Origin of the sequence: Streptomyces sp. NPDC087440 (assembly GCF_044744005.1) — a bacterium.
Taxonomy (GTDB): domain Bacteria; phylum Actinomycetota; class Actinomycetes; order Streptomycetales; family Streptomycetaceae; genus Streptomyces.
Window position 1 is genome coordinate 180816 of record NZ_JBIUXN010000005.1, and the last position, 25088, is coordinate 205903.

At 72.6% G+C, this 25088-nt stretch carries 22 protein-coding genes; 11 read left to right on the forward strand and 11 right to left on the reverse strand.

Annotated elements, in window-relative coordinates:
• Positions 1 to 24: 24 nt before the first annotated feature.
• Complete coding sequence (locus tag ACIO3O_RS13680; protein WP_401745049.1) at positions 25 to 912, reverse strand: PhzF family phenazine biosynthesis protein; 888 nt, start codon at positions 910 to 912, stop codon at positions 25 to 27.
• 62 nt (positions 913 to 974) lie between these two features.
• Positions 975 to 2438, reverse strand: a complete 1464-nt coding sequence (locus tag ACIO3O_RS13685) for an MFS transporter (RefSeq protein ID WP_401745050.1) — start codon at positions 2436 to 2438, stop codon at positions 975 to 977.
• Positions 2439 to 2503: 65 nt separating this feature from the next.
• On the opposite strand from ACIO3O_RS13685, the gene ACIO3O_RS13690 reads away from it, so the two are divergent.
• Positions 2504 to 3340: an ArsR/SmtB family transcription factor gene (locus ACIO3O_RS13690; RefSeq protein WP_401745051.1), complete on the forward strand. Its 837-nt coding sequence runs from the start codon at positions 2504 to 2506 to the stop codon at positions 3338 to 3340.
• A gap of 82 nt (positions 3341 to 3422) precedes the next feature.
• Positions 3423 to 3860 carry a VOC family protein gene (locus ACIO3O_RS13695; protein ID WP_401745052.1) on the forward strand — a complete coding sequence of 146 codons (438 nt, stop codon included), beginning with the start codon at positions 3423 to 3425 and terminating at the stop codon, positions 3858 to 3860.
• A gap of 11 nt (positions 3861 to 3871) precedes the next feature.
• Here ACIO3O_RS13695 and ACIO3O_RS13700 read toward each other — a convergent pair whose 3' ends face one another.
• The 4 genes from ACIO3O_RS13700 to ACIO3O_RS13715 all read right to left on the reverse strand — a co-directional run bounded on the left by ACIO3O_RS13700 (position 3872) and on the right by ACIO3O_RS13715 (position 7378).
• Positions 3872 to 4468: an O-methyltransferase gene (locus ACIO3O_RS13700; protein WP_401745053.1), complete on the reverse strand. Its 597-nt coding sequence runs from the start codon at positions 4466 to 4468 to the stop codon at positions 3872 to 3874.
• Positions 4469 to 4637: 169 nt separating this feature from the next.
• A complete protein-coding gene (locus tag ACIO3O_RS13705; protein WP_401745054.1) occupies positions 4638 to 5426 on the reverse strand; it encodes an alpha-ketoglutarate-dependent dioxygenase AlkB in 789 nt (262 codons plus the stop codon).
• Positions 5410 to 6639 (reverse strand): hypothetical protein, encoded by a 1230-nt coding sequence (locus ACIO3O_RS13710; RefSeq protein ID WP_401745055.1) that lies wholly within the window; start codon positions 6637 to 6639, stop codon positions 5410 to 5412. Before ACIO3O_RS13710 ends, ACIO3O_RS13705 begins: the two co-directional genes overlap by 17 nt.
• A gap of 193 nt (positions 6640 to 6832) precedes the next feature.
• Positions 6833 to 7378, reverse strand: a complete 546-nt coding sequence (locus ACIO3O_RS13715) for an EF-hand domain-containing protein (RefSeq protein WP_401745056.1) — start codon at positions 7376 to 7378, stop codon at positions 6833 to 6835.
• Positions 7379 to 7719: 341 nt separating this feature from the next.
• Between ACIO3O_RS13715 and ACIO3O_RS13720 the strand changes: the two genes are divergently transcribed.
• From ACIO3O_RS13720 to ACIO3O_RS13755, 8 genes are all read left to right on the forward strand, one after another.
• The gene (locus ACIO3O_RS13720) at positions 7720 to 9603 is read left to right on the forward strand and encodes a ThiF family adenylyltransferase (RefSeq protein WP_401745057.1); all 1884 of its coding nucleotides are present in this window, start codon (positions 7720 to 7722) and stop codon (positions 9601 to 9603) included.
• Between the two features lie 49 nt (positions 9604 to 9652).
• Complete coding sequence (locus ACIO3O_RS13725; RefSeq protein WP_401745058.1) at positions 9653 to 9907, forward strand: acyl carrier protein; 255 nt, start codon at positions 9653 to 9655, stop codon at positions 9905 to 9907.
• Complete coding sequence (locus tag ACIO3O_RS13730) at positions 9904 to 10908, forward strand: 3-oxoacyl-ACP synthase III family protein (protein ID WP_401745059.1); 1005 nt, start codon at positions 9904 to 9906, stop codon at positions 10906 to 10908. Before ACIO3O_RS13725 ends, ACIO3O_RS13730 begins: the two co-directional genes overlap by 4 nt.
• 155 nt (positions 10909 to 11063) lie before the next feature.
• Entirely contained in the window at positions 11064 to 11591 is a 528-nt protein-coding gene (locus ACIO3O_RS13735; protein ID WP_401745060.1) for a hypothetical protein, read from the forward strand.
• A gap of 2 nt (positions 11592 to 11593) precedes the next feature.
• Entirely contained in the window at positions 11594 to 12784 is a 1191-nt protein-coding gene (locus ACIO3O_RS13740; RefSeq protein ID WP_401745061.1) for a sensor histidine kinase, read from the forward strand.
• 28 nt (positions 12785 to 12812) lie between these two features.
• Positions 12813 to 13493 carry a response regulator gene (locus ACIO3O_RS13745; RefSeq protein WP_401745062.1) on the forward strand — a complete coding sequence of 227 codons (681 nt, stop codon included), beginning with the start codon at positions 12813 to 12815 and terminating at the stop codon, positions 13491 to 13493.
• A gap of 107 nt (positions 13494 to 13600) precedes the next feature.
• Complete coding sequence (locus ACIO3O_RS13750; RefSeq protein WP_401745063.1) at positions 13601 to 14074, forward strand: STAS domain-containing protein; 474 nt, start codon at positions 13601 to 13603, stop codon at positions 14072 to 14074.
• The gene (locus ACIO3O_RS13755; protein ID WP_401745064.1) at positions 14071 to 16278 is read left to right on the forward strand and encodes a SpoIIE family protein phosphatase; all 2208 of its coding nucleotides are present in this window, start codon (positions 14071 to 14073) and stop codon (positions 16276 to 16278) included. Before ACIO3O_RS13750 ends, ACIO3O_RS13755 begins: the two co-directional genes overlap by 4 nt.
• A 73-nt stretch (positions 16279 to 16351) precedes the next feature.
• Here the strand turns inward: ACIO3O_RS13755 and ACIO3O_RS13760 are convergent, their stop codons facing one another.
• The 4 genes from ACIO3O_RS13760 to ACIO3O_RS13775 all read right to left on the reverse strand — a co-directional run bounded on the left by ACIO3O_RS13760 (position 16352) and on the right by ACIO3O_RS13775 (position 20756).
• Entirely contained in the window at positions 16352 to 16978 is a 627-nt protein-coding gene (locus ACIO3O_RS13760; RefSeq protein ID WP_401745065.1) for a DUF2461 family protein, read from the reverse strand.
• A 9-nt stretch (positions 16979 to 16987) separates the two neighbouring features.
• Positions 16988 to 18427: an ATP-binding protein gene (locus ACIO3O_RS13765; protein ID WP_401745066.1), complete on the reverse strand. Its 1440-nt coding sequence runs from the start codon at positions 18425 to 18427 to the stop codon at positions 16988 to 16990.
• Positions 18427 to 19125, reverse strand: a complete 699-nt coding sequence (locus tag ACIO3O_RS13770) for a response regulator transcription factor (protein ID WP_401745067.1) — start codon at positions 19123 to 19125, stop codon at positions 18427 to 18429. Before ACIO3O_RS13770 ends, ACIO3O_RS13765 begins: the two co-directional genes overlap by 1 nt.
• A 68-nt stretch (positions 19126 to 19193) precedes the next feature.
• Complete coding sequence (locus tag ACIO3O_RS13775) at positions 19194 to 20756, reverse strand: alpha/beta fold hydrolase (RefSeq protein WP_401745068.1); 1563 nt, start codon at positions 20754 to 20756, stop codon at positions 19194 to 19196.
• Positions 20757 to 20956: 200 nt separating this feature from the next.
• Between ACIO3O_RS13775 and ACIO3O_RS13780 the strand changes: the two genes are divergently transcribed.
• Positions 20957 to 21580: a TetR/AcrR family transcriptional regulator gene (locus tag ACIO3O_RS13780; protein ID WP_401745069.1), complete on the forward strand. Its 624-nt coding sequence runs from the start codon at positions 20957 to 20959 to the stop codon at positions 21578 to 21580.
• A 129-nt stretch (positions 21581 to 21709) separates the two neighbouring features.
• On the opposite strand, the gene ACIO3O_RS13785 is transcribed toward ACIO3O_RS13780, so the two are convergent.
• The gene (locus ACIO3O_RS13785; protein WP_401745070.1) at positions 21710 to 24940 is read right to left on the reverse strand and encodes a bifunctional cytochrome P450/NADPH--P450 reductase; all 3231 of its coding nucleotides are present in this window, start codon (positions 24938 to 24940) and stop codon (positions 21710 to 21712) included.
• Positions 24941 to 25088: the final 148 nt, after the last annotated feature.

Genomic DNA, 25088 nt, shown 5'->3' on the forward strand with positions numbered 1-25088 from the left:
GGTGGAGCCCCGCCCGGCCCGCCCTCAGACCCGTACCGCCGCACCCGTGACCCGCACCCCCGGCTCGCCCTCGCGCAGCGTGACCTCCAGCAGCGACGGGCTGCCCATGTCGTGCCCCTGGTGCAGCGTGAGCGTCGCCTGCTCCGGTACGAGGCCCAGCTCACGTGCGTACGCGCCGAAGGCCGCCGCTGCCGCACCCGTCGCCGCGTCCTCCACCACACCCCCGACGGGGAACGGGTCGCGGACGTGGAAGACGGTCTCCGACGCGCGCCACACCAACTGCACCGTCGTCAGGTCCAGCGCCCGCATCAGGGTCAGCAGCCGGTCGAAGTCGTAGTCCAGGTCGGCCAGTCGCTCGCGGGTGGCCGCCGCGAGGACGAGGTGGCGGACCCCGGCGTAGGAGATCCTCGGCGGAAGGGCGGCGTCCAGTTCGCCGGGCAGCCAGTCGAGCGCCGCCAGCGCCTCGGCCACGTCGTCCGGGGCGACGTCGTACACCTGGGGCGGCACGCTGGTGAGCGTCGCCCGGAGCCCTTCGCCGGACGCGGTGACCGTGATCGGCACCGGCCCGGCGTTCGTCAGGAACGTGTAGTCTCCCGCGCCGAGTTGCTCGCCGAGCGCCACGGCGGTGGCGACGGTGGCGTGGCCGCAGAAGTCGACCTCCGCCTTGGGGCTGAAGAAGCGCAGGCGGAAGGTCCGCGCGTCGTCCGCCTGCGGAGCGGGGGTCACGAACGCCGACTCCGAATACCCCAGTTCGGCGGCGATCGCCACCATCTCCGCGTCGTCCAGCGCGGAGGCGTCGAGCACGACCCCGGCCCGGTTGCCGCCCGCCGGGTCGGTGGAGAAGGCGGTGTAGTGGAGCACCTCGGAGGGAAGCGCCGAGGGAGCGGTCGGGTTCGTCACGGGATGTGTCATCGGTAAGTCCTCACTTCGTCATCTGCCTACGAGGTTTTCAGGGGGCAACGTACGGGAACGGGTCAGTCTTCCCCCGTCCGGGCGCACCGCTCGCGGGACGTCCGCCGGGCCACCACCGCCAGCACCGCGCCCGCCCCGAAGGCCACGGCGGCCGCCACCGCCGACACGTGCAGGCCCGCCGTGAAGCCACCTTCCGCAGCGGCGAACGTGCCGAACAGCGCCACCCCCACCGCACTGCCGATCTGTCGGGACACCTGGAAGGCAGCGGTGGCGATCCCCGTCCCGCCCGCCGGGGCGGCGTCGATGATCGCGGCGGTCGCCGCCAGCGCCGTCGTCGTCTGCCCCAGACCGGTCGCGATCAGCGCGAAGAGCAGGAAGGGGTACGAGGTGGCGGGCCCGGCGAGCAACCAGCCGAGGAAGCCGACTCCGCCCACCACGAGCCCGCACACCATCGGGAGATACGGACCCCTGCGCGCGGCGATCCGGCTGAACAGCGGCGCCGCGACGAGCCCCATGCACACCGAAGGCAGCAGGGCCAGCCCGGTGGCCGACGCGCTGAAGCCGCGCTCCTGCTGGAAGTACAGCGTGGTCAGGAAGAGCATCCCGTAGTACCCGAGGCTGATCAGCAGCCCGACGGCCGCCGTGGCGGAGAAGGCGCGCGCTCCGAACAGCGACGGCGGAAGCAGCGGAGCACGCGCCCCGCCGGCGGCCGACCCGGCCTCGACGGCACGTTCCACGGCGACGAAGGCGACCAGCGCCAGCACCCCGACCCCGAACGCGCCGAGTACCAGCGGTGACGTCCAGCCCCGGGTGCCCGCCTCGTTGAGACCACAGGCGAGCGCGACCAGGCCGACCACGCCGAGGACCTGACCGAGGGGGTCCGCCCCGCGTGCGGCGGCGGGCCGGGCGCCTCCGGGAACGTAACGCAGTGTCAGAACGACGGCGAGGACGGCGACCGGCAGGTTCAGCCAGAACACCGAGCGCCAGCCGAAGCCCGAGACCAGCAGCCCGCCGACGACCGGCCCCGCCCCGAACGCCGTCGCCGCCACCGCACCCCAGACCGCCACGGCCCGGGCCCGTACCGCCCGGTCCGGGTACGCGGCCTGGAGCAGGGCCAGCGAGGCGGGCACCAGCAGCGCGGCGCCGGCCCCCTGCGCGAGCCGCCCCGCGACGAGCACTCCCGTACCGCCCGCGCATCCGCAGACCAAGGACGCCAGGGCGAAGACACCGAGACCGGCCAGGAAGGTACGGCGGTGCCCGACGCGGTCGGCGAGGTTGCCGCCGACCAGCAACAGCCCCGCGAAGACGGTGCTGTAGCCGTCCACGATCCACTGGAGGACGGAGGGCCCGGCGCCGAGGGCGCGGTGCAGGTCGGGGAGGGCGACGTTGACTGCGGTGACGTCGAGCATGACGAGGAAGTAGCCGAGGGACAGCGCGACCAGCGGGGCCCGGGCGGCCCGGGCGGGCCGGGATCGCGCCGGAGCAGGTGCCGGTGCGGCAGGGGCGACGGGGTGTACGGAGGTCATGCGGACGATTCTTCGGGCCGGATGCTTCGTTGTCCGTCAAAGTGTCGTCGTTCTACGCTGCCCCCATGCCCGACGACAGCGCCCCCTTCGACCACCGGACCGACGCCGCACCCCTCAACCATCGGACAGACGGCACACCCCTCAAGCACCAGACCGACATCGCCCGCGCCGCCGCGCTGATCGCCGACCCGTCGCGGGCGCGGATGCTCAAGTGCCTGGCCGACGGCCGCCCGCTGCCCGCCGGGGCGCTCGCCGGGGAGGCGGAGGTCAGCGCCGCGACCGCGAGCGTGCACCTCGCCAAGCTGGTCGAGGGCGGCTTCGTGACGGTCGCCCGGCAGGGCCGCCACCGCTACTACCGCCTCGCGGGCCCGGACATCTGCGCCGCCCTCGAAGCCCTGGCGCTGATCGCCCCGCCCCTGCCCTTCACGTCCCTGAAGCAGTCCAACCGCGCCAACGCCCTGCACCGCTCGCGCACCTGCTACGACCACCTGGCCGGACAACTGGGCGTCGCCCTGATGCGCGCCCTCCTCGACCGGGGCGCCCTGACTGGCCACGACGGCGTCCACCGCCCGTCCGACGCGGTGCTCGACCGCCCCGCCGCGTACGGTCGCGACCTCCGCTACGAACTCACCCCCGAAGGCGCCGCCCTCCTCACGGACCTGGGCATCGACACCGCCGCCCTCCCGCCCCGCCGCCCGGCGATCCGCTACTGCGTCGACTGGAGCGAGCACCAGCACCACCTGGCGGGCGCCGCCGGTGCCGCCCTGACCTCGCGCCTGTTCGCCCTGGACTGGGTCCGCCGGGGCGCGGCCCCTCGCGTCGTCCACCTGACGGACCGTGGCGCGGCGGGGCTGAGGAGTGCGGTGGGGCTGGAGCCCTCCCTCCAGCCCTCCCATCCGTAGCGGCCGACCGCCTCGTCACCGCACCGCCGCGCATCCCCCGAAGCACGGGACCGGCGAGAGCCCACTCGGTAGCATCCCGGGCATGGCCATCAAACTTGAGAACGTCGGCATCGCCGTCCGCGACCTCGAAGCAACGATCTCCTTCTTCACCGACCTCGGTCTCACCGTCCTCGGCCGCGACACCGTCAGCGGCGGGTGGACCGACACCGCCGTCGGACTCGACGGAAACCACGCCAAGATCGCCATGCTCCAAACGCCGGACGGGCACGGCCGCCTCGAACTCTTCGAGTACATCCACCCCGAGGCGATCGAGACGGAGCCGACGCTCCCCAACGAGATCGGCATGCACCGCGTCGCCTTCTCCGTCGACGACCTCGACGCCGCCCTGGAGACCGCCGCGCAGCACGGCTACCGTCCGCTGCGCGGCGTGGCGACGTACGAGGACGTCTACAAGCTGACCTACCTCCGGGGCCCCAGCGGCATCCTGGTGATGCTCGCCGAGGAGCTGAAGAAGGGCTGACCGGCCCCCGTTCAGGGCCTGCGGGTGCCGATGACGGTCGAGAGGTCCGGGGCCAGCCGCACCTCGGTGCTCAGCAGCGCCGGATGCTCCAGCCAGGCCAGCCGCGCGGTGTCCGGCTCGCCGTCCATCAGCGGGGGCCACTGCGTCAGCGGCGTGAAGTCGTCGACGACCACCGTGCCCGCCGGACGCAGCAGACGCAGCGGATCGGCCGGTGGCGTCTTCTTGCCGTTGCCGCCACCGTCGGTCACGAGCAGGTCGAACGGGCCGCGCTCGTAGATGCGTGTCCAGTCGCCGCAGAGGATCTCCACGTCGGGGACGTCCGCGAACAGCTTGGCCGCCTCCTCGGCGCGTTGCTCGTCCCGCTCGACGCTGACCACCCGGACCCCGGGCCGACGCGCCGCGATCATCCAGGCGAGACCGACACCGCACCCGGTGCCGGTCTCGCCGATGCTCTCCGTGGCGCCCGCGGCCAACGCGTGCAGCAGCCGGCCCTGTTCCGGGCGGCACGAGGACGGAAATCCCAGCCGCCGGGCGAGGTCGAGCGCCGCCACCACGAGGTCGGGCAGGCCGACAGCGCCCGCGTAGGAGTCCGTACCGGATAGGGACATGTCTCTCCCGTCGTCAGATCCACCCCGTCCGGGGTGCAGTCCTCCGCGATCAGGCACGGCAGGAGGAGGTATTCACTCGGCGTGCGGGAGATCTCTGGGAGGACCTTCATGCAGCGAGATGGTAACGCGCTGCTGGTGCAGGCCGAACAGCCGGTCACGGCAGGCAGTTTCAGCGGTGGACGGGCGGCACCAGGTCGCTTTCGCTGACGGTGTGGGCGAGTTGGGGATAGGCGAAGTCCGTCTCCGTGTTCTCGCGGCGGCGGAGGCGGTAGAACGCGCGCCGCTGTTCGTCGTCGGCGGACGTGAGGGGTGTGCCCTCGGGGAGGTATGCCTGGCCGTCGCGGTAGTGCACGAGGGTCTTGGAGGTGCGGAACGTGAGACCCAGCCACTGGTTGTCCGGTGCCTGGTCCGGTGCCCGGCCGGACGTATCGAGGACGATTTTATGCCTGTGGCGGCGATTCGCCGCGACGGAGAACACGACGAACCCGTTGTGCGCGAGCGGGATTTCGGCCCTTTCGCCGTCGGCCTCCTTCGCTTCGACGACCAATTTCCTGAGAGGGCCCGTCTCGGGGTGCTGGTAACAGGAGAAGACGGCGATGAAGGAACCGTCGGCCAGGTCGAGGGCCTGGTCGGAATGGCTGCCCATGGTTCGGTAGGTGTTTGTGTAGCACTCGATGAGGGCGTTGTTGAAGGCGACCGGAAGGGCGGCGAACTCACGTATCTGGTCGGCGAGTTGCGTGTGCACCTGCTGGAAATGCTGTGCGGGGTTGGCGTATTGGGTGGTCGTGCGTACGAGAGGAACCCCGCCCGTCGCGTCGACGCGGGTGAGAACGCCGCCGAGCCGGCCCTTTCCCGTGTCTTCCCACAGGGCCGCAGCGGAAAGTTCCGGGAAGGGGTTCCGCTCGATGGGCAGGGCGCACGCGCGGAATTGGTCCGTGATCCTAGATGCGGGGGGCAAGGTAGTCTCCCGTGTTCATGCTGAAGAGGAATGCGTCGCCGTAGTCGATGAAGGACGAGGTCCGGTTCTCCTCGGCGTACAGCCTGCGCAGTTCGTTCATGCCCTCCTCGGTGGGCGGCCCCAGTTTCAGCACGGCGTCGCCCCGCTTGAGGAAGGTGTCGCCGTTCTGGTGCACGGCCTCGGTGTCGGAGCAGCGCACCACGTAACCCAGACGGGTCGGGAGCAGCTCGGCGTCCAGTGCCGACGGCCGGATCTCGTGCGTGTACAGGCGGTTGGTGGACAGCGGCATCAGGAAGACCGAGCCCGGGTGGAGCGTCACGGTGAACTGCGCGGGGAGTGCGGCCTCGTTGCGTACCCCGGCCGGGTCCTTGAGGCGGAAGTGGAGGCGGGTCAGCCCGCTGGAGCCCTTCAGTCCGTGGTCGAAGGGGTCGCCGGGCAGCGGGTGCAGCTTGTCGAGCCCGTCGTAGAAGGTGCAGAAGGCCATGATGCCGTTGGCGGGCATGTCCTTGGTCTTGTCGGCGTGGGCCGAGATCTTGGCCTTGGACTGTTTGCGTTCGGGCGTGGCGACGGTGTTGTGGTAGATCTGCGCCAGGACGTGATTGAGCGGGGCGTGATTCCGGAAGACGGCGTCGGCCTCGCGGTTGAGGGCCTCGACGATGCCCGTGTCGGTCGGGCGGAAGGTCTCGGTCGGCCCCGAGAGGTTCGTGGAGCACCGGAGCAGGCGGAAATGCAGGGCGTCGCCGTCGCGGGTGACGGGGGTCAGATAGATGCCGCTGCGGCGGGCGGTTCCGGGCTTGGTGGACTCGGTCAGCGACTGGAACGCGTGCTCCGCGCTGATCCGGCCGAAATGGTCGTCCTCGGGTGCGAAGAAGCGGGGGTAGTAGACGCCGACGCCGTGCACGCGGGTGGGTATCCGACCGGGGTCCACGACGGGCCAGGGGGCCGCGGTCTTCCCGTCGTGGTCGGCGGAGAGTCCTCGTACGGTGAACACCCGCGCGGCCGACCGGAGTTGGGTCGCGTCGATTTCGGAGACGTCGCCGCACAGGTAGACGGTCTTCCCCGCGAGGTCGACGGCACCCGCGACGAGGTCCTCCGGCGATATGACCGACCCGAAGAATTCACCGACCCCGGCGTGGCCGTGCAGCGTCGGAGGGGCGACCATGATGGTGCCCGCACTCTCAACGTACGCTTCCGTGACCTCTGTTGTGCTCATCGAGCGGCACCTGCCCTTCGTCTGCCGTCCCTCGCGGACAAGGCAACGGCCCGCGCTCTTTCGTACGCGTTCGCGTGGTGAGACGCGTACACAAGAGCGCGGACCGTTGGACCTCGATGTTCTCACGGGGGCTCGACGGCGGGCAACGGATTCCTCCGGCGCCCGCGACGTCGGCGAAGAGCGGCCGCAGCCGTCAGGAGAGCCCGCCCAGGATGCGGTTCGCGGGGGACTCCGGGTCGTCGGTGGTGAAGAAGTCCAGCCAGCGCGTGGCGTATTCCTCGCGGGTGATGGTGCCGTCGCCGTCGAGGTCGAAGACGCGCGCGGCCTCCGCTGCGTCGGCCTGGCTCAGGCCGCCCCGGGTGAACATCGCGACCAGCGCGGAGTCCGGGATCTCGTTGTCGTCGTCGGCGTCCAGGGCGCTGAAGACGGCGTCCACGGCCTGGCGGACAGTGCCCATCAGCGCCGGGTCGTCGGCGTCCAGCCCGGACATCGTGGCCCGGAACTCCTCCCGGGTGATGACGCCGTCGCCGTTCTGGTCGGCGTGCGCGAGGAGGGCCTGCCACCAGGCGTCGTAGTCCGCGGCCAGGGCGGCGGCCTTCGGGGAGTCGGCCGGAACGTTACTGCCGGCCAGGATCCTGCCGACCATGAGCGTGACGTCCTCGTGGTCGAGGTGGCCGTTGCCGTCGGTGTCGTACAGGGCGAACAGGCGGTCGCACTTGTCCTGGATGACGTCTGGCACGGGGTTGTCCTTTGCTGGCGGCCCGGCCGCGGTGGGCCGGGGGAGGGTGGTGCGGGGCGGGGAGAACCCTCGCAGAGCGCACCGGCCGGGGCGGCCCTCCGTGTCACCCGCTTGGCCCATTGCGCGGGAGCGGGCCATCCGATCGTGTGAGGCGGGTCGCGGAAACGCCCGGGGCGTACCGCGGAAACGTTCGAGCCGGGCCCCGGGGGCCCGTGAGCCGGGCTGCGGAAACGTCACTGTCCTGCGCGTTCGCCGATGCGCAACCGTTCGGCCGGACGCTCGTTGTGGTCGTCGATGCGCTGGGTGCGCACGGCTTCGTGAGCTGAAGAGGGTTGCTGGACATGAACGTTTTTCCTGTGGCCGACGGCGTGCCGTGGCACGTCTCCGCGTTCCGGCTGGACGGCCTGGCGGCCGGGGGGCCCGGGCAGGCGGAGGCCGTCGGGCGGATCAGGGAGCTGCGGGCGAGGATTCTCTTCGACCACGGCCGCCGGCCCGACTTCCGCACGGAGCAGGGTGGTTACGCCGACGACCAGGACCTGGACTTCGGCGCCTGGCACTTCATCGGCAGGCGGGAGCCCGGCGGCCCGCCGCTCGGCTATGTGCGGCTCTCGACGCCCGAGACGGGCGAGCTGTTCCAGACCCGGGCGTACCTGGGCCAGGAACCGTACGAGGAACTGCTCCGGGAGTGCGGGTTCGGTGTTGCGGAAACGTTCGAGCACAGCAGGCTCGTGGTCGAGCACCAGGCGCGCAAGCTGGGCCTGGGCCTGTACCTCAACGCCTTCGCCATCGCCGCCGCACGCTGCCTGGGGGCCAAGGCCATGATCGGCACCTCGGGCACGGCGGACGGGCAGGACCGGTTCCACGAGCGGTTCGGCTTCCGGCCGGTTCCCGGGACGCGGCGCTACGTCGAGCGGTACACCGAGGACGTCGTGATCATGCTGTACCGGTCCGCGCTCCCGGCGGGCGAACACGCCGCTCTCGTCGAGCAGTTGGAGGCCGCCTACCCGGCCGCGACCGTCCCGGCGGGGGAGGCGGGCCTCGGCGGAGAGCACGCGGCTCCCGTGGCGGACGCACGGGAAGAAGTCCGTGCGTGCGGGGAGCGGCTGGCCGGGGCGAGCCTGCGCAACGACCGTGCCGCCGAGCCCTGTTGGCGGCCCGTGCACTTCGACCTCGGGCGCGAGGAGGACCGGGCGCGACTGGGGGAGCTGCTCGACACGGGGGCGGTCCGCGAGGTGCTCGACACCCTCGGGGACCAGCTGGCGGAACTGGTCACCAGCCGCGACCCCCGCCTGCGCTCCTCGCCCGAGGCGGTGCAGCGGGCCGTGGCAGAGCAGCTGGGCGGGGCGGACCCGCAGGAGTACGGGGCCTGGGTCTGGTACCCGTGGTCGGGGCGGCTGGTGCATCTGCTGCCGCGCGAGGAGTTCCGCCTCGTACGCACCGACCGCAACCGAGGGCGGATCGACCGGGCTCAGCAACGCAGGCTGCTGGGGTGCCGGGTGGGTGTCATCGGGCTCTCCGTCGGCAGCAGCGCCGCCCTGACCTTCGCGATGGAGGGCATCGGCGGCTCGTACAAACTGGCCGACTTCGACTCCCTCAGCGTCTCGAACCTCAACCGGCTGCGGGCCGGAGTGCACCACCTGGGCCTCAACAAGTGCGTCGTCGCGGCCCGTCAGATGCTGGAGATCGACCCCTGGCTCGACATCGAGATCCACCCCGGCGGCCTCACCGACGACACCATGGAGGAGTTCTTCAGCGGCGGCACCGGGCCCATCGACCTCCTGGTCGAGGAGTGCGACACCCCGTACGTGAAGGTCGCCGCCCGTGAACACGCCCGCGCCCTCGGCATCCCCGTCGTGATGGACGCGAACGACCGGGGCCTGCTGGACGTCGAACGGTTCGACCTCGAACCCGACCGGCCCCTCCTGCACGGCCTCCTCGGCCGGACCACCTCCCGGGACCTGACCGACCTCACCCCGCAGCAGGCCGTCGACGTCATCCTCACCATGGTCGACCGGGAGCGCCTCAGCCCCGAACTCACCGCCGCCGTCAGGCAGATCGGCACCACCCTCAGCAGCTGGCCCCAGCTCGCCTCCGGCGTAGCCCTCGGCGGCGCGCTCACCGCCGAGGCCGCGCGCCGCATCCTGCTGGGCCTGCCCCGCCCGTCGGGGCGCTTCTACACCGACCTGGAAGTCCTCACCGCGGGCGACCGCAGCACCGTTTCCTAACGCGGTCCGTACGGACCGCCCCGCACCACCCCAACGACTGGAGCCCCCCATGACCGACATCCTGCGCCGGGTGACCGCCATCGTCGCCGCCGTCGCCCAACGGCCCGAGGCCGAGATCACCCCCGAGAGCCGACTGGTCGAAGACCTCGACCTGGACTCGCTGCAAGTGGTCGAGATCGCGGTACGGGCCGAGGAGGAACTCGGCACACCCGTCGACGACAGCCTGCTCGGCGAGCCGGAGACGACCGTCGCCCACTGCGCGCACGTGGTGCACGAGGCGTTGACACAGCAGGCCCGCACATGAGCCGCCTCCCGCTGCACACCGCGTGGGGAATCCACGGGCTCGGCGTCCACCTCCCCGAGCGGCGGGTGAGCAACGCGGACATCGCCGAGCAGTACGGTGTGGAACCCGCCTGGATCGAGCGCATGACCGGCATCACCCACCGGCACTACGCGGAACCCGACCGGACCACCTCGGACCTCGCCCTCGCGGCCGCCGCCGACGCCCTGGCCGACGCGGGCATCGCCGCCCGCGAGCTCGACGTGATCCTCCTGGCGACCAGCACCCCCGACCAGCTCGCCGTCGCCACGGCCTGCCGGGTGCAGCACCGCCTCGGCGCGGACCGGGCCTGGGCCACCGACATCGGCGGCGCCTGCGCGGGGTTCCTCCACGCCCTGAAGCTGGCCCGCGACGTCCTGACCGCCTCGTACCCGCAGGGACGTGCGCTGGTCGTCGGGGCCGAGACGTTCTCGAAGTTCCAGAACCCCCGGGACCGGTCGACCGGTGTGCTGTTCGCCGACGGGGCCGGTGCGGTCGTCCTGGGGCCCGCGGCGGAGGGAGAGGGCATCCTCGGCAGCGTGCAGGGGAGCGACGGCGCGCTCGCGGACATCGTCGGCATCCGCGCGGGCGGCAGCGCCCGGCCCGCCAGCACGAGCACCCTCGCCGAGGGCGGCCACTACCTCCACATGAACGGCAAGGCGGTCGCCGCCTACTTCCACGACGCCTTCCCGCGCATCGTCCAGGACGCCACCCGGGCCTGCGGCCTCGCCCTGGAAGACATCGACCTGGTCGTCCCGCACCAGGCCAACCCCCGCATGCTCCGCACCCTGGGCGCCGGCCTCGGCATCCCCGCCGAGCGCCTGGTCGTCACCGCGGACACCTTCGGCAACACGGGTGCCGCGTCGATCCCGATGGCCCTGCACGCGGCACGGGCCCGAGGCCGCCTCACCGCGCGGACGACCGTCCTGCACGCGGCGGTGGGCGCGGGGATGAGCTGGGCGGGGACGGTGCAGCGCTGGCTGTAGGGATGGTGCAACGCCGGCTGTAGGGGTGTCGCCCGAGGCGCGACTCCACCCCGGTCCGCCCCCCCGCCTCCACCCCGCGCTCCTCCCGGATCTCCACCCCCGGTTCCACCCGTGGGTCCAGGTGCGGGAGGCCGCCGCGCAGCAGGCTTGAGGGCATGACAACAACGGAGTGGATCACCGACATCGCCCTCGTCCTCATCGTCTTCCGGCAGCTGCGGGAGGGGCGGCTCGACCACAAGACGTTCCTGCTGCCGCTGGCCATCGTGTCCTTCGTCGCGTACTCGTACCTCGACGAGATCCCCACGGCGGGCAACGACCTCGTCCTGATCGCCGCCCTGATGTCCGCCGGTGCCGTCCTCGGCGTCGCGGGCGGCGTCTACACCCGCATCCGGTCCCTCGACGGGCACCTGCTGATCAAGGCGGGCGCGGTGTCGGCGGTGCTGTGGATCGTGGGGATGGGCGCCCGGATGGGCTTCCAGGTCTGGGTGGAGCACGGCGGGGGCGCCGACAACGTCGCCAGGTTCAGCGCCGCGCACCAGATCACCAGCGGGCAGGCCTGGGTCACGGCGTTCGTGCTGATGGCGCTCACCGAGGTCGTCACCCGGGTGGGCACGATCTTCCTGCGCAGCCGCAGGGTGCGGGCGGCGGTCCGGCCCGTGCCCGTCCTCGACCGTGCGGCCTGATCGTGTCGTACGTTGGGCCCGTGTCCGGGCCCGAGCAGCAGCACAGTGACCAGCGCCCCGGGACCACCACGGTCCCGGGGCAGGACCCGCGTGTGCAGTGGGTGGTGAGCCTCGCGGTGATCGCCGTGGGGGCCCTGACCATCCGGCCGATGGGCTTCACCGGTCAGGGGCTCGCCGTCGCCGCCCTCTTCGTGGTCAACGCGGCCTCGCTGCTCGCCCGGCGGCTGCCCGAGCACCGGGTGTCCCCGCGCCGCGCGCTCGTCTGGCTCGCGCTCGCCGTCCTCGCGGCGGCAGCCCTGCTCGCGGTCGGCGACAGCGGTACGGGTTTCCTCTTCCCCTTCTTCGTCGCGGGCCACATCGGCTTCCGGCTCCCGACCCGGCGGGCCCTCCTCCTCGCGGGGGCCAGTGGGCTCCTGTGCGCGGCCGTCCTGTGGCTGCGGCCGGGGGACAGCGGCCTGACCTGGGTGTTCGGTCTCGCCACCGCCGCTCCCGTGGTCATCGGCATCGTCAATCGCAGCCAGCGGCAGAGCGTACGGTCCGCCCTCGAAGCCGCCGAGGCGGCCGAACGCGCCGCGCGCGCCGAGGCCAGGACCGCCGTGCTGACCGAGCGCGGCCGCATCGCCCGGGACGTCCACGACGTACTGGCGCACTCGCTCGCCGGAATCAACATGCAGCTGGAACTGGTCGACGCCCTGATCGACACCGGCGACCTGGAGCGCGTCCGCGAGGCCAACGGCAAGGCCCACAGCCTGGTCAAGGAGAGCCTGAAGCAGGCCCAGTGGACCGTGCACGCCCTGCGCGAGGACGCGCTGCCGCTGCTGGAGAGCCTGACCGCGATGGTCGACTCGTCCGGCCACCGCGACGCCCTGAGCGTCACGGGGGAGGTGCGGGACGTACCGGCGAAGACGGCGCAGAGCCTGCTGCGGATCGCCCAGGAGGCGCTGACCAACGCCGCCCGGCACGCTCCCGGGGGAGAGGTCGACGTACGGCTGGCCTTCGCCGACGCCTCCACCACGCTGACGGTACGGAACGGTCCGGCCACCCGTGGGGCGCCCGGGCCGGGCGGCAGCGGGATGGGCCTGATCGGGATGCGCGAGCGGGTGGCCCTGCTGAGCGGCACCGTCACCGCGGGCCCGGTCACCGAAGGACCGTACGCGGGAGGCTGGCAGGTGGAGGCGGTGATTCCGGGATGAGTGGACCGGTGGCGAGGAGGATGCGTACATGACGAGGGAACAGGCCGACGGGAGCGGACGGCTGAGGGTGGTCGTGGCGGACGACCAGGCGGCCGTACGGGAGCCGCTCGCCGCGGTGCTCGCCTTGGCCGAGGACATCGACGTCGTGGCGGCGGCCGCGCACGGCGGCGAGGTGCTGGCGGCCGTCGACGCCGGGCCGGTCGACGTGGTGCTGATGGACCTGCGGATGCCGGTCATGGACGGCATCGAGACGACGCGACGCCTCGCCGAGGAGCACCCTGAGGTGGCCGTGGTGGTCCTGACCACCTTCGCCGACGACGCGTCGATCCTCGGCGCGCTCGGCGCGGGCGCCCGCGGCTACCTGACCAAGAACGCGGGACGCCAGGACATCACCCGGGCGATCCGCGCCGCTGCCGCCGGGCAGTCCGTGCTGGACCGCGAGGTCCAGGACCGGCTGCTCGCCACGGTGCGCACCCAGGCCCGGCAGCCGGAGCAGGAGGTGCCCGACGCCCTCCCCGACGACCTCACGCCGCGCGAACGGGAAGTGCTCGCGCTGATCGGGCGGGGGCTGCCGAACCGGGGGATCGCCGAGTCGCTCTTCATCAGCGAGGCCACGGTGAAGACGCACATCAACAACCTGTTCGCCAAGGCGGCGATCCGCGACCGCGCCGACGCCGTGCGACGGGCCATCGCGGCGGGCCTGGCCTGAGCGGCGGTAAGGGAGTTTAGGGTGGGGGCCTTGGGGCGGGTGGGAATGGGTGGGAGGTTCGGCGGCGCGTGTTCTCGGCGGATGTCGTAGCGGGTGGGCCGGGGACGGTGCTCCGGTTCCGGGGCGAACTGGACTTCGAGAGCGTGGTGCAGTTCCAGGAGGCGGCAGCGACCGTCCTCGCGGACGGCCCGGTGCCTCGGCTGGTGGTGGTGGACTGCGCGGGGCTCGAGTTCTGCGACTCCTCCGGGATCAGTGAACTCGTACGGTTCTACCTGCGGCTGACGGAGGCGGGCAGCCGGCTGCGCATGGCCGCCGTACCGACCTCGGTGGGCCGCGTCTTCGAGCTGACCGGACTGGACCGGGCGATCACGCTGTACGACGACGCCGAGGCGGCCCTCGCAGACGTCAGCACGGAGGCGGCCCTCGCGGACCTCAGCACGGAGGCGGCCCTCGCGGACGTCAGCGCCGAAGCGGCCGCGAAGGACTTCGCGGACACCCCACACGTCACGGGGGCGAATGCTTGTGCTGATCTCGGGGCAGGGGAAGGTGACCGGGTGGTTCGGGAGGGGCGGGCAGGATGACCAGCACACCGCGGCGACCGGGCACCCCGGCGCAGCACGACGCACCTCGGGTGCCCGCCGCACCGGCCGCGGAGGCGGACCTGAGGGCGCTCTTCGGCGAGTCGACGGCCGTGTTCGCCTCGGTCGCCGGACCCGCCCACCTCCTGGAGGCGGCGAACCCGGCGTTCTTCACCGCGATCGGCCGCACCGAACACGCCCGCACTGGTCTGCCCATCGCCGAAGTCGTGCCGGAACTGGCCGACCAGGGCTTCCTCACCCTGCTCGACCGCGTCTACCGCACCGGCCGGCCCAGCACCGTGCGCGACGCCCGGGTGGTGCTGGGCGAGGGCGGCAGCGCGCGCGAGGCCTTCTTCGACTTCACCCATGAGCCGCGCCGGGACGCGGGCGGCAACGTCATGGGCGTACGGATGATCGGCGTGGAGACCACCCAGGTCAAGCACGCCCAGCGGCTCACCGCCGAACACCGCGCCCTGCTGGAGCAGATCGCCCGGCAGGCCCCGCTCGACGAGGTCCTGGAAGGCATGGCGAAGGTCATCGAGACCCTGTCGCCGGAAGTGCTGGTCTCCGTCCTGCTCGCCGACCCCGACGGCCGCCACCTGCGGCACGGCACCGCCCCGAGCCTGCCCGACTTCTACAACCAGGCCATCGACGGCATCGCCACCGGCGACGGCGTCGGTTCCTGCGGCACCGCCGCGCACCGCAGACAGCGGGTCATCGTCACCGACATCGCCACCGACCCCTACTGGGACGACTTCCGCGACCTGGCGGAGCGTGCCGGACTCGAAGCCTGCTGGTCCACGCCCATCCTGGCCCGCGACAACCGCCTGCTCGGCACCTTCGCGATGTACCACCGCACCCCGCGCAGCCCCAGCGAGTCCGACCTGGCGCTCGCCGGGATCTTCGCCGACACCGCCGCCCTGGCCATCGAACGCCACCACGCCGAACAGGCCCGCCTCGCCGCCGAGGCCCGTGAGAAGGCCGCCCGCGACGACCTCACCTTCCTGCTCCAGGCCAGCAACGCACTGAGCACCGACCTCGACCACGCCCAGACCCTGCAACGGCTGGCCACCCTGTGCGCCCCGACCCTGGCCCCGCTGTGCGCGGTCGACGTCATCGAGGGCGGGCGGGTGCGCCGTATCGCCACGGCCGCCCCCACGGCGTACGAACGCAATCTGCTGGCCTCCCACATCCCGGTGTACGACAGCAGCGACGACGCCGTCGCCCGCGTCCTGGCCTCCTCCCTCACCGAGGTCGCCCGGCGCACCCCCACCGGCCCCGGCCCCTGGCAGGACCTGGGCGTCACCGGCTACCTGTGCGCCCCGCTCACCGACCGGGGCCAGACCTTCGGCACGCTCACCCTGCTCAGCACCGGTGACCACACCTTCGACGGGCACGCCGTCACCCTCGCCGAGGAGCTCGCCCGGCGTGCGGCGACCGCCGCGCACAACGCCCGCCAGTACACCCAGCGCGTCACCCTGGCCCGCGACCTCCAGGCCGGGCTGCTGCTGCCCGACCTGCCCACGCTGCCCGGGGCCGAACTGGCCACCTCGTACCATCCGGCGGGCGAGGGCCTGGAGATCAGCGGCGACTTCTACGACGTCTTCCCGCTGGACGACGGCCGTTGGGCCTTCATGCTGGGCGACGTCTGCGGACGCGGTGCGCTCGCCGCCGCGACCACCGCTCTCGTACGCAACACCGCACGCGCCGTCGCCCCGCTGCTGGCCGGTCCCGAAGCCGTCGTGCACGCGGTCAACCGGGCCCTGACGAAGCGTCACAACAGCCACGACACGGGCTTCGTGACCCTCGTGTACGGCCACTTCACGCCCACCGCCGACGGGCTGGACATCGAACTCGTCCGCGCCGGGCACACCCTGCCCGTGCACCTCACCGCCGACGGCGCCGCCCGGCTGGTGCGGAGTGAAGGCTCGCTGCTGGGCATCCTGGGCAGCCCCGTCCTGAGCGTACGGAGTCTGCGGCTGGCACCCGGCGAGAGCCTGGTGCTCTACACGGACGGCATCACCGAGGCCCGCGACGCCACGGGCGAGCAGTTCGGCGAGGACCGGCTGGTCCGGGCCCTGACCTCGCCGCCGCCCGGCGCGCAGGGTGTCCTGAAGGCGCTCAGCCACGCGGTGCAGGACTTCACCGACGGGCACGAGACGGACGACGACCAGGCGACCCTGGTGCTGACGGCCACGACCGGTTGATACGCAAGCGGGCTGACGGGCAAGCGGGCTGATCCGCAAGCGGGTTGATCCGCAAGCGGGTTGATCCGGAGTCCTACGCCGCTACCTGGCGGGCCAGCCACGTCAGCAGCGGCATGACCTCGTGCGCCGCCTCCACCAGGCGGTCCACGGGGGCGGCGGTCAGCGCCAGTTCGTCCCCGGCGAGCGGGCGGGCCACCCGCAGCGAGCGGTGCCGCAGCAGGTCGGCGCGGGGGTGGTCGGCGGGCAGGCCCCGGGGAACACGGGCCATGAGGTCGCCGGTGAGCGCGTAGCCGCGTCCGCGCAGGGAGTCCACCAGGGCGGTGAGTTCGCCGCCGGTGCCGTCGGCGGCGACCGCCGCCCGGTAGCGCGCGACCTGCCCGGGGAGCGGGTAGTGCCAGCCCGCCGCGAAATGGAGGCCGTCGAGGTCGAAGCGGAGCCCGATTTCGACCCGGGGCGCGATCCGGATTGCCGCGCTCTGGTGCTGCCACCACCAGATCTCCTTGCGGAATCCCCACACGGAGAAGTCGTCGAGGGCGGGGAACGCGTCGGCCGCGTCGTTCAGCAGGGCGATCATGGGCTGCCGGACATGGCGCTCCCGCTCCCGGCGCAGCGCCTCGCGCACCGCGAGCGGAGGGTCGCCCTCCAGGCGCAGCAGCACCGTGAGCGCCTGTTCCGTCCACCCGCCGAAGGCTCTGGTCATCCGCGCATCCTACGATCCGGTCCGGGATTCCCGGGGCTCGGGCCGCGCCTCCTGACGTCCGGTCCGCCCGCTCCGCCTGCGGGGCCGCCGCCCGCCCGTCGGCGCGTACGTCTCCGGCTCGGCCGACGGCAGTACGAAACCCACCTCCGCACCGCCCCCTTCGGCGTCCGCCGCGAACACCGTGCCGCCGTCGGCCGTGACGCTGTCGTGCACGATCGCCAGCCCCAGGCCGGAACCCGGTGTGGACTGGGTGCGCGCACCCCGGTAGAAGCGGTCGAACACCGCCTCGCGGTCCGCCGCGTCGATGCCGGGCCCCCGGTCCCGTACGGACAGACGGCACCCCTCGACGTGCACGGCGACCGGGGTGTCCGCCGGGCTGAACTTCAGCGCGTTGTTCAGGAGGTTGTCGACGCAGCGCTGGAGCGCCCGGGGTCTGGCCCGTACCGGAAGAGGACGGTCCGTGGTGACAGTGATCGTGCGGGCGGTACGGGCACGGTGGCGCAGCGCCGTGTCCTCGGCGAGGACCGCCAGGTCGACGGCCGCCGGGGGCTCGTCGGTGTACCGGTCGGTGGCCAGCTCGACCAGCTCGCGCACCAGGTCGTCCAGCGCGGCCGTCTCGGTGACCAGCGTGGACAGGATCTGCTCCTCGTCCTTCGCGGCGAGCCTGCCGCGCCCTCGCTGGAGGAGTTCCGCGCTGCCGCGCACCGAGGTCAGCGGGGTGCGCAGCTCGTGGCTGGCGTCCTGGACGAGACGCTGCTGCTGGTCGCGGGAGCGGCGCAGCGCCGTGAGCATGGCGGCGAAGCTCCGGGTGAGCTGACCCACCTCGTCGGACCCGGCGGGCGGCAGCTCGGCGGTCAGGTCCCGGGTGGCCGTGATGTGCGCGGTGGTCCGGGCGAGCCGGCGCACCGGCCGCAGCAGTCGGCCCACCACCAACCAGCTCAGCAGCGCGGACAGGGCGAGGGCCGCGGCCGTCGTGCCGGTCACCCGCCACAGGAACGCGTCGTCGACCCGGGCCGCACCCTCATAGCTCTGGGCCACCATCACCGCACCGCCGCGCGGCAGCGGCTGGGTCAGGACCCCGTACTCGGTGCCGTCCACGACCAGGTCCTCCAGATGCGTGCCCTTCCCCGTCCGGGCCACCTTCAGGGCGGCGGCCGAGACGGGGATGTCCGGGCCGGACGGGGCGAGTCGGCGTACGGTCCCCCGCTCGGACACCACCTGGTCGGCGATGCCCCGCCGGGGCGGCGGGGCCAGCCCCGCCGCGACCAGCGTGTGGACCGTGTGCATGCGGTCCTCCAGACCGCGTTCCAGCTCCTCGCCCACCAGGTCGCTGACACCCCGGTACGACATGACCGCCGCCAGGGTCATGGCGAGCGCGGCGGCCGCGACGACCACCGCCGTGATCTTCGTACGGAGCAGGGGGCGCACCCTGCCGTCGGTAGGCCCCATCAGGCGGCCCGCACCGTGTAGCCGACGCTGCGCACCGTGTGGATCAGCCGGGGCTCGCCGCCCTGCTCGGTCTTCTGGCGGAGGTAGCCGATGTAGACGTCCAGGGAGCGCGAGGTGGTGTCGAAGTCGTACCCCCAGATGCTCTCGTACATCTGCGAGCGGGTGAGCACCACACCGGGGTGGCAGAGCAGCAGCTCCAGCACGTCGAACTCGGTCTTGGTCAGGTCGAGTTGCCGCTCGCCCCGGAAGGCGAGGCGGGCCTCGGGGTCCAGGCTCAGGTCCCCGACCGTGAGCGCCCCGACGCCCTCGGCGGGGTCGGTGCGGCGGAGCAACGCCCGTATCCGCGCGAAGAGTTCCTCAGTGGCGAACGGCTTCGCGAGGTAGTCGTCGGCGCCCGCGTCCAGCCCGGCCACCCGGTCGCCCACCTCGTGACGGGCCGTCAGGACCAGTACGGGCAGCCGGTCTCCGCGTCTGCGCAGCATCCGGCACAGGCCAAGACCGTCCAGGTTCGGCATGACCACGTCCAGGACCGCCACGTCGGGGCGCTCCCGTTCCAGGAGGCCGAGGGCCTCCAGGCCGTCGGCGGCCAGCAGAACCCGGTAGCCCTCGAAGCGCAGCAGTTGGTCCAGGGTGCTGCGCACTCCGGGGTCGTCCTCGGCGACGAGCACCGTGCGGGGGCGCTCCGTTGCGTCTCTCATGTGATCATCTTCGCCGGTGTCGTGCCTGGTCACGGCACCGGGCTGCCCGTACTGGCCGTCCACGGAGGTCACTTGCCCACGGGGGCGACGGTGATCGGCTCCAGGCCGCGCGTGCAGGAGGTGTCACCCGTGCTGCCGTCGCGCAGGAAGCGGGTCGAGACACCGGTGACGCAGCCGGTCTGCTCCCACTCCGGGACGTGCCCGGTGTTGCGCACCGACAGGAAGCGGCTGTCACGGAACTGCTTCGCCGCCTTGACGCCGTTGGCGTCCGGGGTGTTGGCGTCGAGGTCGCCGGAGAGCACGAGGACCGGGACGTCGGGCAGCTTCGGGTGCGTGGGCTGCGGGTGCGGCGCGGTGTTCTCGCGCGGCCAGCCGATGCAGACGTCACCGCCGTCCGTGGGCCCCTCGTTGAACCCCGCGGCGCTGAACGCGCCGTGCTCGCCGCGCCCCGCGCCCGCCAGCGCCGCCCGGTACTGCCGCCACCGCTCGGCCACCGGGGCCTTCGCCGACCAGGCCTGCCGGTAGTCGTTGCACACCACCCCGATGTACGGGGCCTGGTCCTCCAGGCTGCCGGACGCCCCGTCCTCCTGGACCAGCGTGCGCAGGGGGGCGGTGTCGCCACGGGTGAACTTGTTCAGAGCTGCGGGCAGTTGACCGAGCAGCGAGGGCTCGCCGGGGGCGGCCCCGACCTCGCGGCTGGCCGCCTCGTACAGCAGGTTGGCGAGCTTGCCCTCGGTGAACCGTACGGAGTACGTGCCGTGCTCGGTGGTCACCGGCACGGTCATCGGCCGGGCCCGCAGCCGGGCGGCGACCGTCGTGAGGTCGTTCACGGCCTGCTTCCCGTCGCAGGCCTTGCGGAGGCTCCGCTCGCAGACGCGGTGCAGGGACTTCGAGACGGCCTGCGCCTGAGGCCGCGCCAGGGGGTCAAAGCCGAGGGGGTACGCCCCGGACTGCACGATCGAGCGCACCCGCTCCGGGTGCCGGGAGGCGTACACGGGCATCAGATACGTGCCGTACGACAGCCCGTAGAGGGAGAGTTGGCGCACCCCGATGCGGGCGCGGACGGCGTCGATGTCGTCGGCGGTGGCGGCGCTGGTGTACGCGGCGGCCTTCGGGCCGAGGTTCGTCGCGCACCGCTCGACGGCGGCGCGCTGCTGGGCTCGGGTGCCGAAGCGGTACTCGGCGTCGGTGACCCCGCAGGGAATGCGCTCGGAGCGGCCGGTGCCGCGCGGGTCGACGAGCAGGAGGTCGTGGTCCTTGAGCAGGTCGCCGAGTGCGTGCCCGAAGATCGGGGCGCGGTCGATGACGACCTCGCCGGGGCCGCCGGTGTTGACGGTTACGGTGCCCTTGGCGGGGCCGCTGCCGCTGTGCCGTACGACCGCGTAACTCACCGTGACCTTGCCCAGCGCGGGCCTGCCGGTGACCAGCGGGCGGTCCAGCGCGCCGCAGTCGACCCGGTGACCGGGGACGCCGGGGCACCACTGGGGCCCCGTCGTCGCGGTCCGGGAGGAGGCGACGGGGGCCGTCGCCGGAGTGCTCGTGGGCAGGGTGGTCGCGGCGGTGGCCAGCAGGGCGGTGAGGGCGACGGCCAGCCCGGCCCGCTTCGCCACCTTCTTGTTCGTGTACGTCATGGTCCGCTCCTCGTCGTTCGTACCCGGGCTCGTCCGGGCTGCAAGAACGACCTTGCCGGGCGTGCCGCACAGCGACGGCAGAGCAATGACAGAGCAACGTAAGAATCCGCAGGCGTGGGCGGAGCGCCCACCGCACGGGCGGAGCGCCCATCACGCGGGCGGGTGACTCGTTCGAACGACCATGTCGATAGGGTGCGGGTATGGCACACGTGACCGCGGCCGAACGCCGCCCCCAACTCGTCAAGGCGGCCATCGCCCTCATGACCCGCGAGGGCGTCGCCGCCGGCAGCACCCGCGCGATCGCCGCCGAGCTCGGCGTCGCGCAGGCCACGGTGCACTACACCTTCGGCACGAAGGAGGATCTGTACCGGGCCGTCATGGAGCAGCTCACCCAGAACCTCGTCGACCACGTCGAGCAGTCGGCCCCGACGGACGGCGGCTTCGCGGAGAGCCTGACGGTCATGGCCACCGCCCTGTGGCACACGGTCCGCGAGCAGCCCGCCACCCACCAACTGCTCAACGAACTCACCCTGTTCGCCCTGCGCACCCCGAAGCTGCACGACGTCCTGCACAGCCACCACCACCAGGTGGAGGTGGTCACGGCACGCCTCATCGAGGAGGTCGCCGACCGCTCGGGACAGCGGCTCGCCGTGCCCGCCACGGTCGTCGCCCACTACTTCCTCGGCGCCTTCGACGGCCTGAGCCTCCAGCTGCTGACCCTCCCCGACGAGAACGCCGAACGGCACTGCCTCCAGACCCTGGTCTCCAGCACGGTCACCCTGGCGGGCGGCACCCCGGCGGAGGTCCCGCTGCCCGCCGTCTGAGCGGGCACGCGTGAAGGCCCGCTCTCTTGAACGGGCACGCGCGAAGGCCCCGCGTCCGGTGATCACCGGACGCGGGGCCTTCGTACCGCAAGAGCGGGGCCTTCGTACCGTACGAGGGGAGGCGGTGGGTCAGCCCGCCCACACGTCCTCGGCGTACGTGCCGGACTCCCGCAGCGCGGCCAGCCACGCCACCGCCTCCGCGTCGTCCGCGCCCGTGTGCTCGCGGTACACCGCCATCAGGGCCTCGCGCACCGCCGGGGCCATGCGGCGGCCGTCGCCGCAGACCCGGACGTGTCCGCCCGCCTCCAGCACGGCCCAGACCTCGGCGCTCTCGCGGGCGATACGGTCCTGGACGTAGCGCACACCGTCCTGCGGGGCGCGGGAGTGGGCCGGGCGCATGCTCACCGCGCCCGCCGCCTCGGCCCGCTCGAACTCCTCGCGGTGCAGCCGGTCCACGTCCGGGTGGTCGCAGCCGAAGTAGCAGAGCAGCGGGGCGGTGGAGCCCTGGTGCAGCCGGTCCAGGACGGCCCCCCGGAAGGGCGCCAGGCCGGTGCCCGCGCTGATCAGGACCGCCGGGACGGTGTCGTCCTCGGGCAGCCGGAACGGTTCCGCGCACGGCAGCACCCGGGCCAGCACCTCGTCCCCGGCCTCCAGCGTCTGTACGTAGTGCGAGGCGACGCCCCGGAAAGTGCCGGAGCCACTGCCGTGCGGTGCGGCGAGCAGGGAGACCATCAGGTCGACCTCGCCGGGGGAGGCCTGCGCGGAGGAGGAGATCGAGTACTGGCGCGGACGCAGCACCGGCAGCGTCTCCAGGAAGCGTTCGAACGGCAGCGTGCAGGAGGCGTACGTCTCCACCACGTCCAGCACGCTGCGCCCGTCGGCGGCCTGCGCACCGGCGGCGACGAGCGCCTGCCGCTCGGGCGGGCACGCCGTGTGCTCGGCGATCAGGGCGATCTGTTCCGGGGTCGCCGGGTGCTGGAGCTCCACGAACTCGGTGAGCAGGCGTCGCAGGGTCAGCGGCCGGTCGACGGGCAGCGCACCCCGGCTGCGACGGCTCGTGTCGAGCCGGACGGTGCGGTCCAGGTCCAGGCCGAACCGGTCCGCGACCCGGCGCACGAGGGCCTCGGCGTTGCGCGGCAGGACGGCCAGGTGGTCGCCGGTGCGGTAGCGGACGCCCTCGGGCAGGCGGATCTTCAGGAACCGCTTCGAACGGCCCAACTCGTGTTCCATGTCGACCAGTTCGCGCGCTTCCACGACCCGCATGGGCCGTACGCCGTGCCGGTCGGCCAGCTCACCGACGGCCGAGGCGGGCACGTCGGTGAGCGTGTAGAGCCCGGCCTCGGGCTCCTCCTCCCGCTGCTGGGGCTCGCCGCCGTACTGGGCGAGCAGTGCCGCCCACAGTTCGGCGCTCCACCGGTCCACGGTGCCCGCGAAGTCCCCCGAGGCGTCCGCCGCCCCGCGCTCCAGGAGGGGCACGGCCCCGGCCGCCCGCAGTCTCTCGTCGATGAGCGTGGGTACGTGCTGGTAGGTGGCGGCCCAGTTGCGGTCGCCGACGCCGAGGACGGCGTACCGCAGCCCGTCGAGCGCACCCGGCTCCAGCCCTTCCAGCCACTCCACGAAGCGGGTGGCGTCGTCGGTCGGGCGGCCGTTGTACGAGGCGGCCACGATCACCACGGGCCCGTCGGCGGCACGGAGTTCACCGGCCCGCGCGTCGAGGGAGGCGACCGAGGCGCTGAACCCGTAACCGTCTCCGTCCGAGGCCAGGTCGCGGGCGAGGCCCGCGCAGGTGCCGAGGTTGGAACCGTGGAGGAGGGTCAACGCGGTTGCTGTGGCGCGGCGTTGAGGCTTGATGACCGGCGTGGCGGTCTCGTGCGTGGCGGCGGGTGTGCGCCGCTCGCCTGCCGTGCGCCGGGCGAGTCCGAGGGTGAATCCGTCGGGCTTGATGGTGAGCGACTGGTGGATCTTCAGCTGGTAGTCGGCGTGGTCGATCAGCCGGTAGCGGTGCACGATCAGCCCGAGCAGCAGCGTTGCCTCGTGCAGCGCGAACTGCCGTCCGATACAGGCCCGTTCACCGCTGCCGAACGGCTTGAAGAGGTGGACGGGCCGCTTCTCCTCACGCTCCGGCGCGAACCGCTCGGGGTCGAACAGCTCCACGTTCTCGCCCCAGGCCGGGTCCCGGTGCAGAGCCGGGGTGAGCACCATCAGCGTCTCGCCCTTGCGGACCGCGTACCGGCCGCCGATGACGGTGTCCTCCAGGGGCTCCACCGCGAAGGCGGGCGCGGTCGGCCACAGCCGCAGGCTCTCGTTGAGCACCTGGCGGAGGTACGTGAGCTTCCCGACGTCCCCGTACGAGGGGGAGGGTGCGTCCGTGTCGCCCCACAGGGCGTCGACCTCAGCCTGGGCGCGGGCCAGCACCTCGGGGTGCTTGGTCAGGTAGTGCAGGGCGAAGGAGAGCGCGCCGCTGGTGGTCTCGTGGCCCGCGATGAGGAAGGTGATCACCTGGTGACGGATGTTCAGGTCGTCCAGCGGCTCACCGGTGGCGGCGTCACGGGTGTGCAGCATCCGGCCCAGCAGGTCGTCGGTGGAGGTGTCGCCCGAGGCCCGGCGCTGCCGGATCACCTCGTCCACCAGGTCCGTCATGAGGGCTGCGTCCGCGCGGAACCGCTCCGCCTGCTTCCACCGGAAGATCTCCGTGCCCGGCAGCGACTCGCTCTTGGCCTGGGTGAAGGCCAGCGCGCGCCCCATCGCGTCCACGAAGGGGTGCGCCTTCTCGCTCCGGAACGACTCGAAGTCGTACCCGAAACCGCACAGGCCGATGGTGTCGAAGGTCAGCCGGGTCATGTCGGCGGGCACGTCCACCGGCGAAGTCCCCGCCAGGCGGTCCCACTTGGAGATCAGCGAGTGTGCGACACCCAGCATGGTGGCGTGGTATCCGCGCATCGCGCCCAGTGAGAACGCGGGCATCAGGATGTCGTGCGCCTTCTGCCAGTTGGGCTCGTCGGCGTAGGCGGTGAAGAGGCCGTCCCCGGCGATCCGCCGGATCTCGACCAGGTCCTGGTGGACGTTCTTGCGGAAGCGGGTCTCGTCCGCCAGCTCGGTGACCAGGTCGAGCCCTCCCACGACGACGTTCTCGTCACCGAACGCCCGCACCCGGTAGATCGGGCCCAACTCCTTGACCTCCTTGACGAGGTGGAGGAGGCCGTCCGCGCCCCGGGGGATGTCGAGGGCGTGACCGATCAGGGGCAGCGCGGGCCGCTCGGGAATCGGCGTGAGTGCTGCCGACGCCGCCACTGCCGTCTCCGTTGCTGCCGCTGCCGTCGCCGTCGTCTCCACCGGGGTCACCGTGGCTGTGTGCGTCATGGGTCCGTCCGCCTCTCGTCCTGTCCTGCGTCCTGCGTCAAGTCGCTTGCGTGGTCCACAACTTATCGCCCGACATTGTCGAGTGACAATGTCGGTGGAACGTGTCGCTCGACACAGCGGAGGAAGGCAACCGAAGGGGGCTTTACGG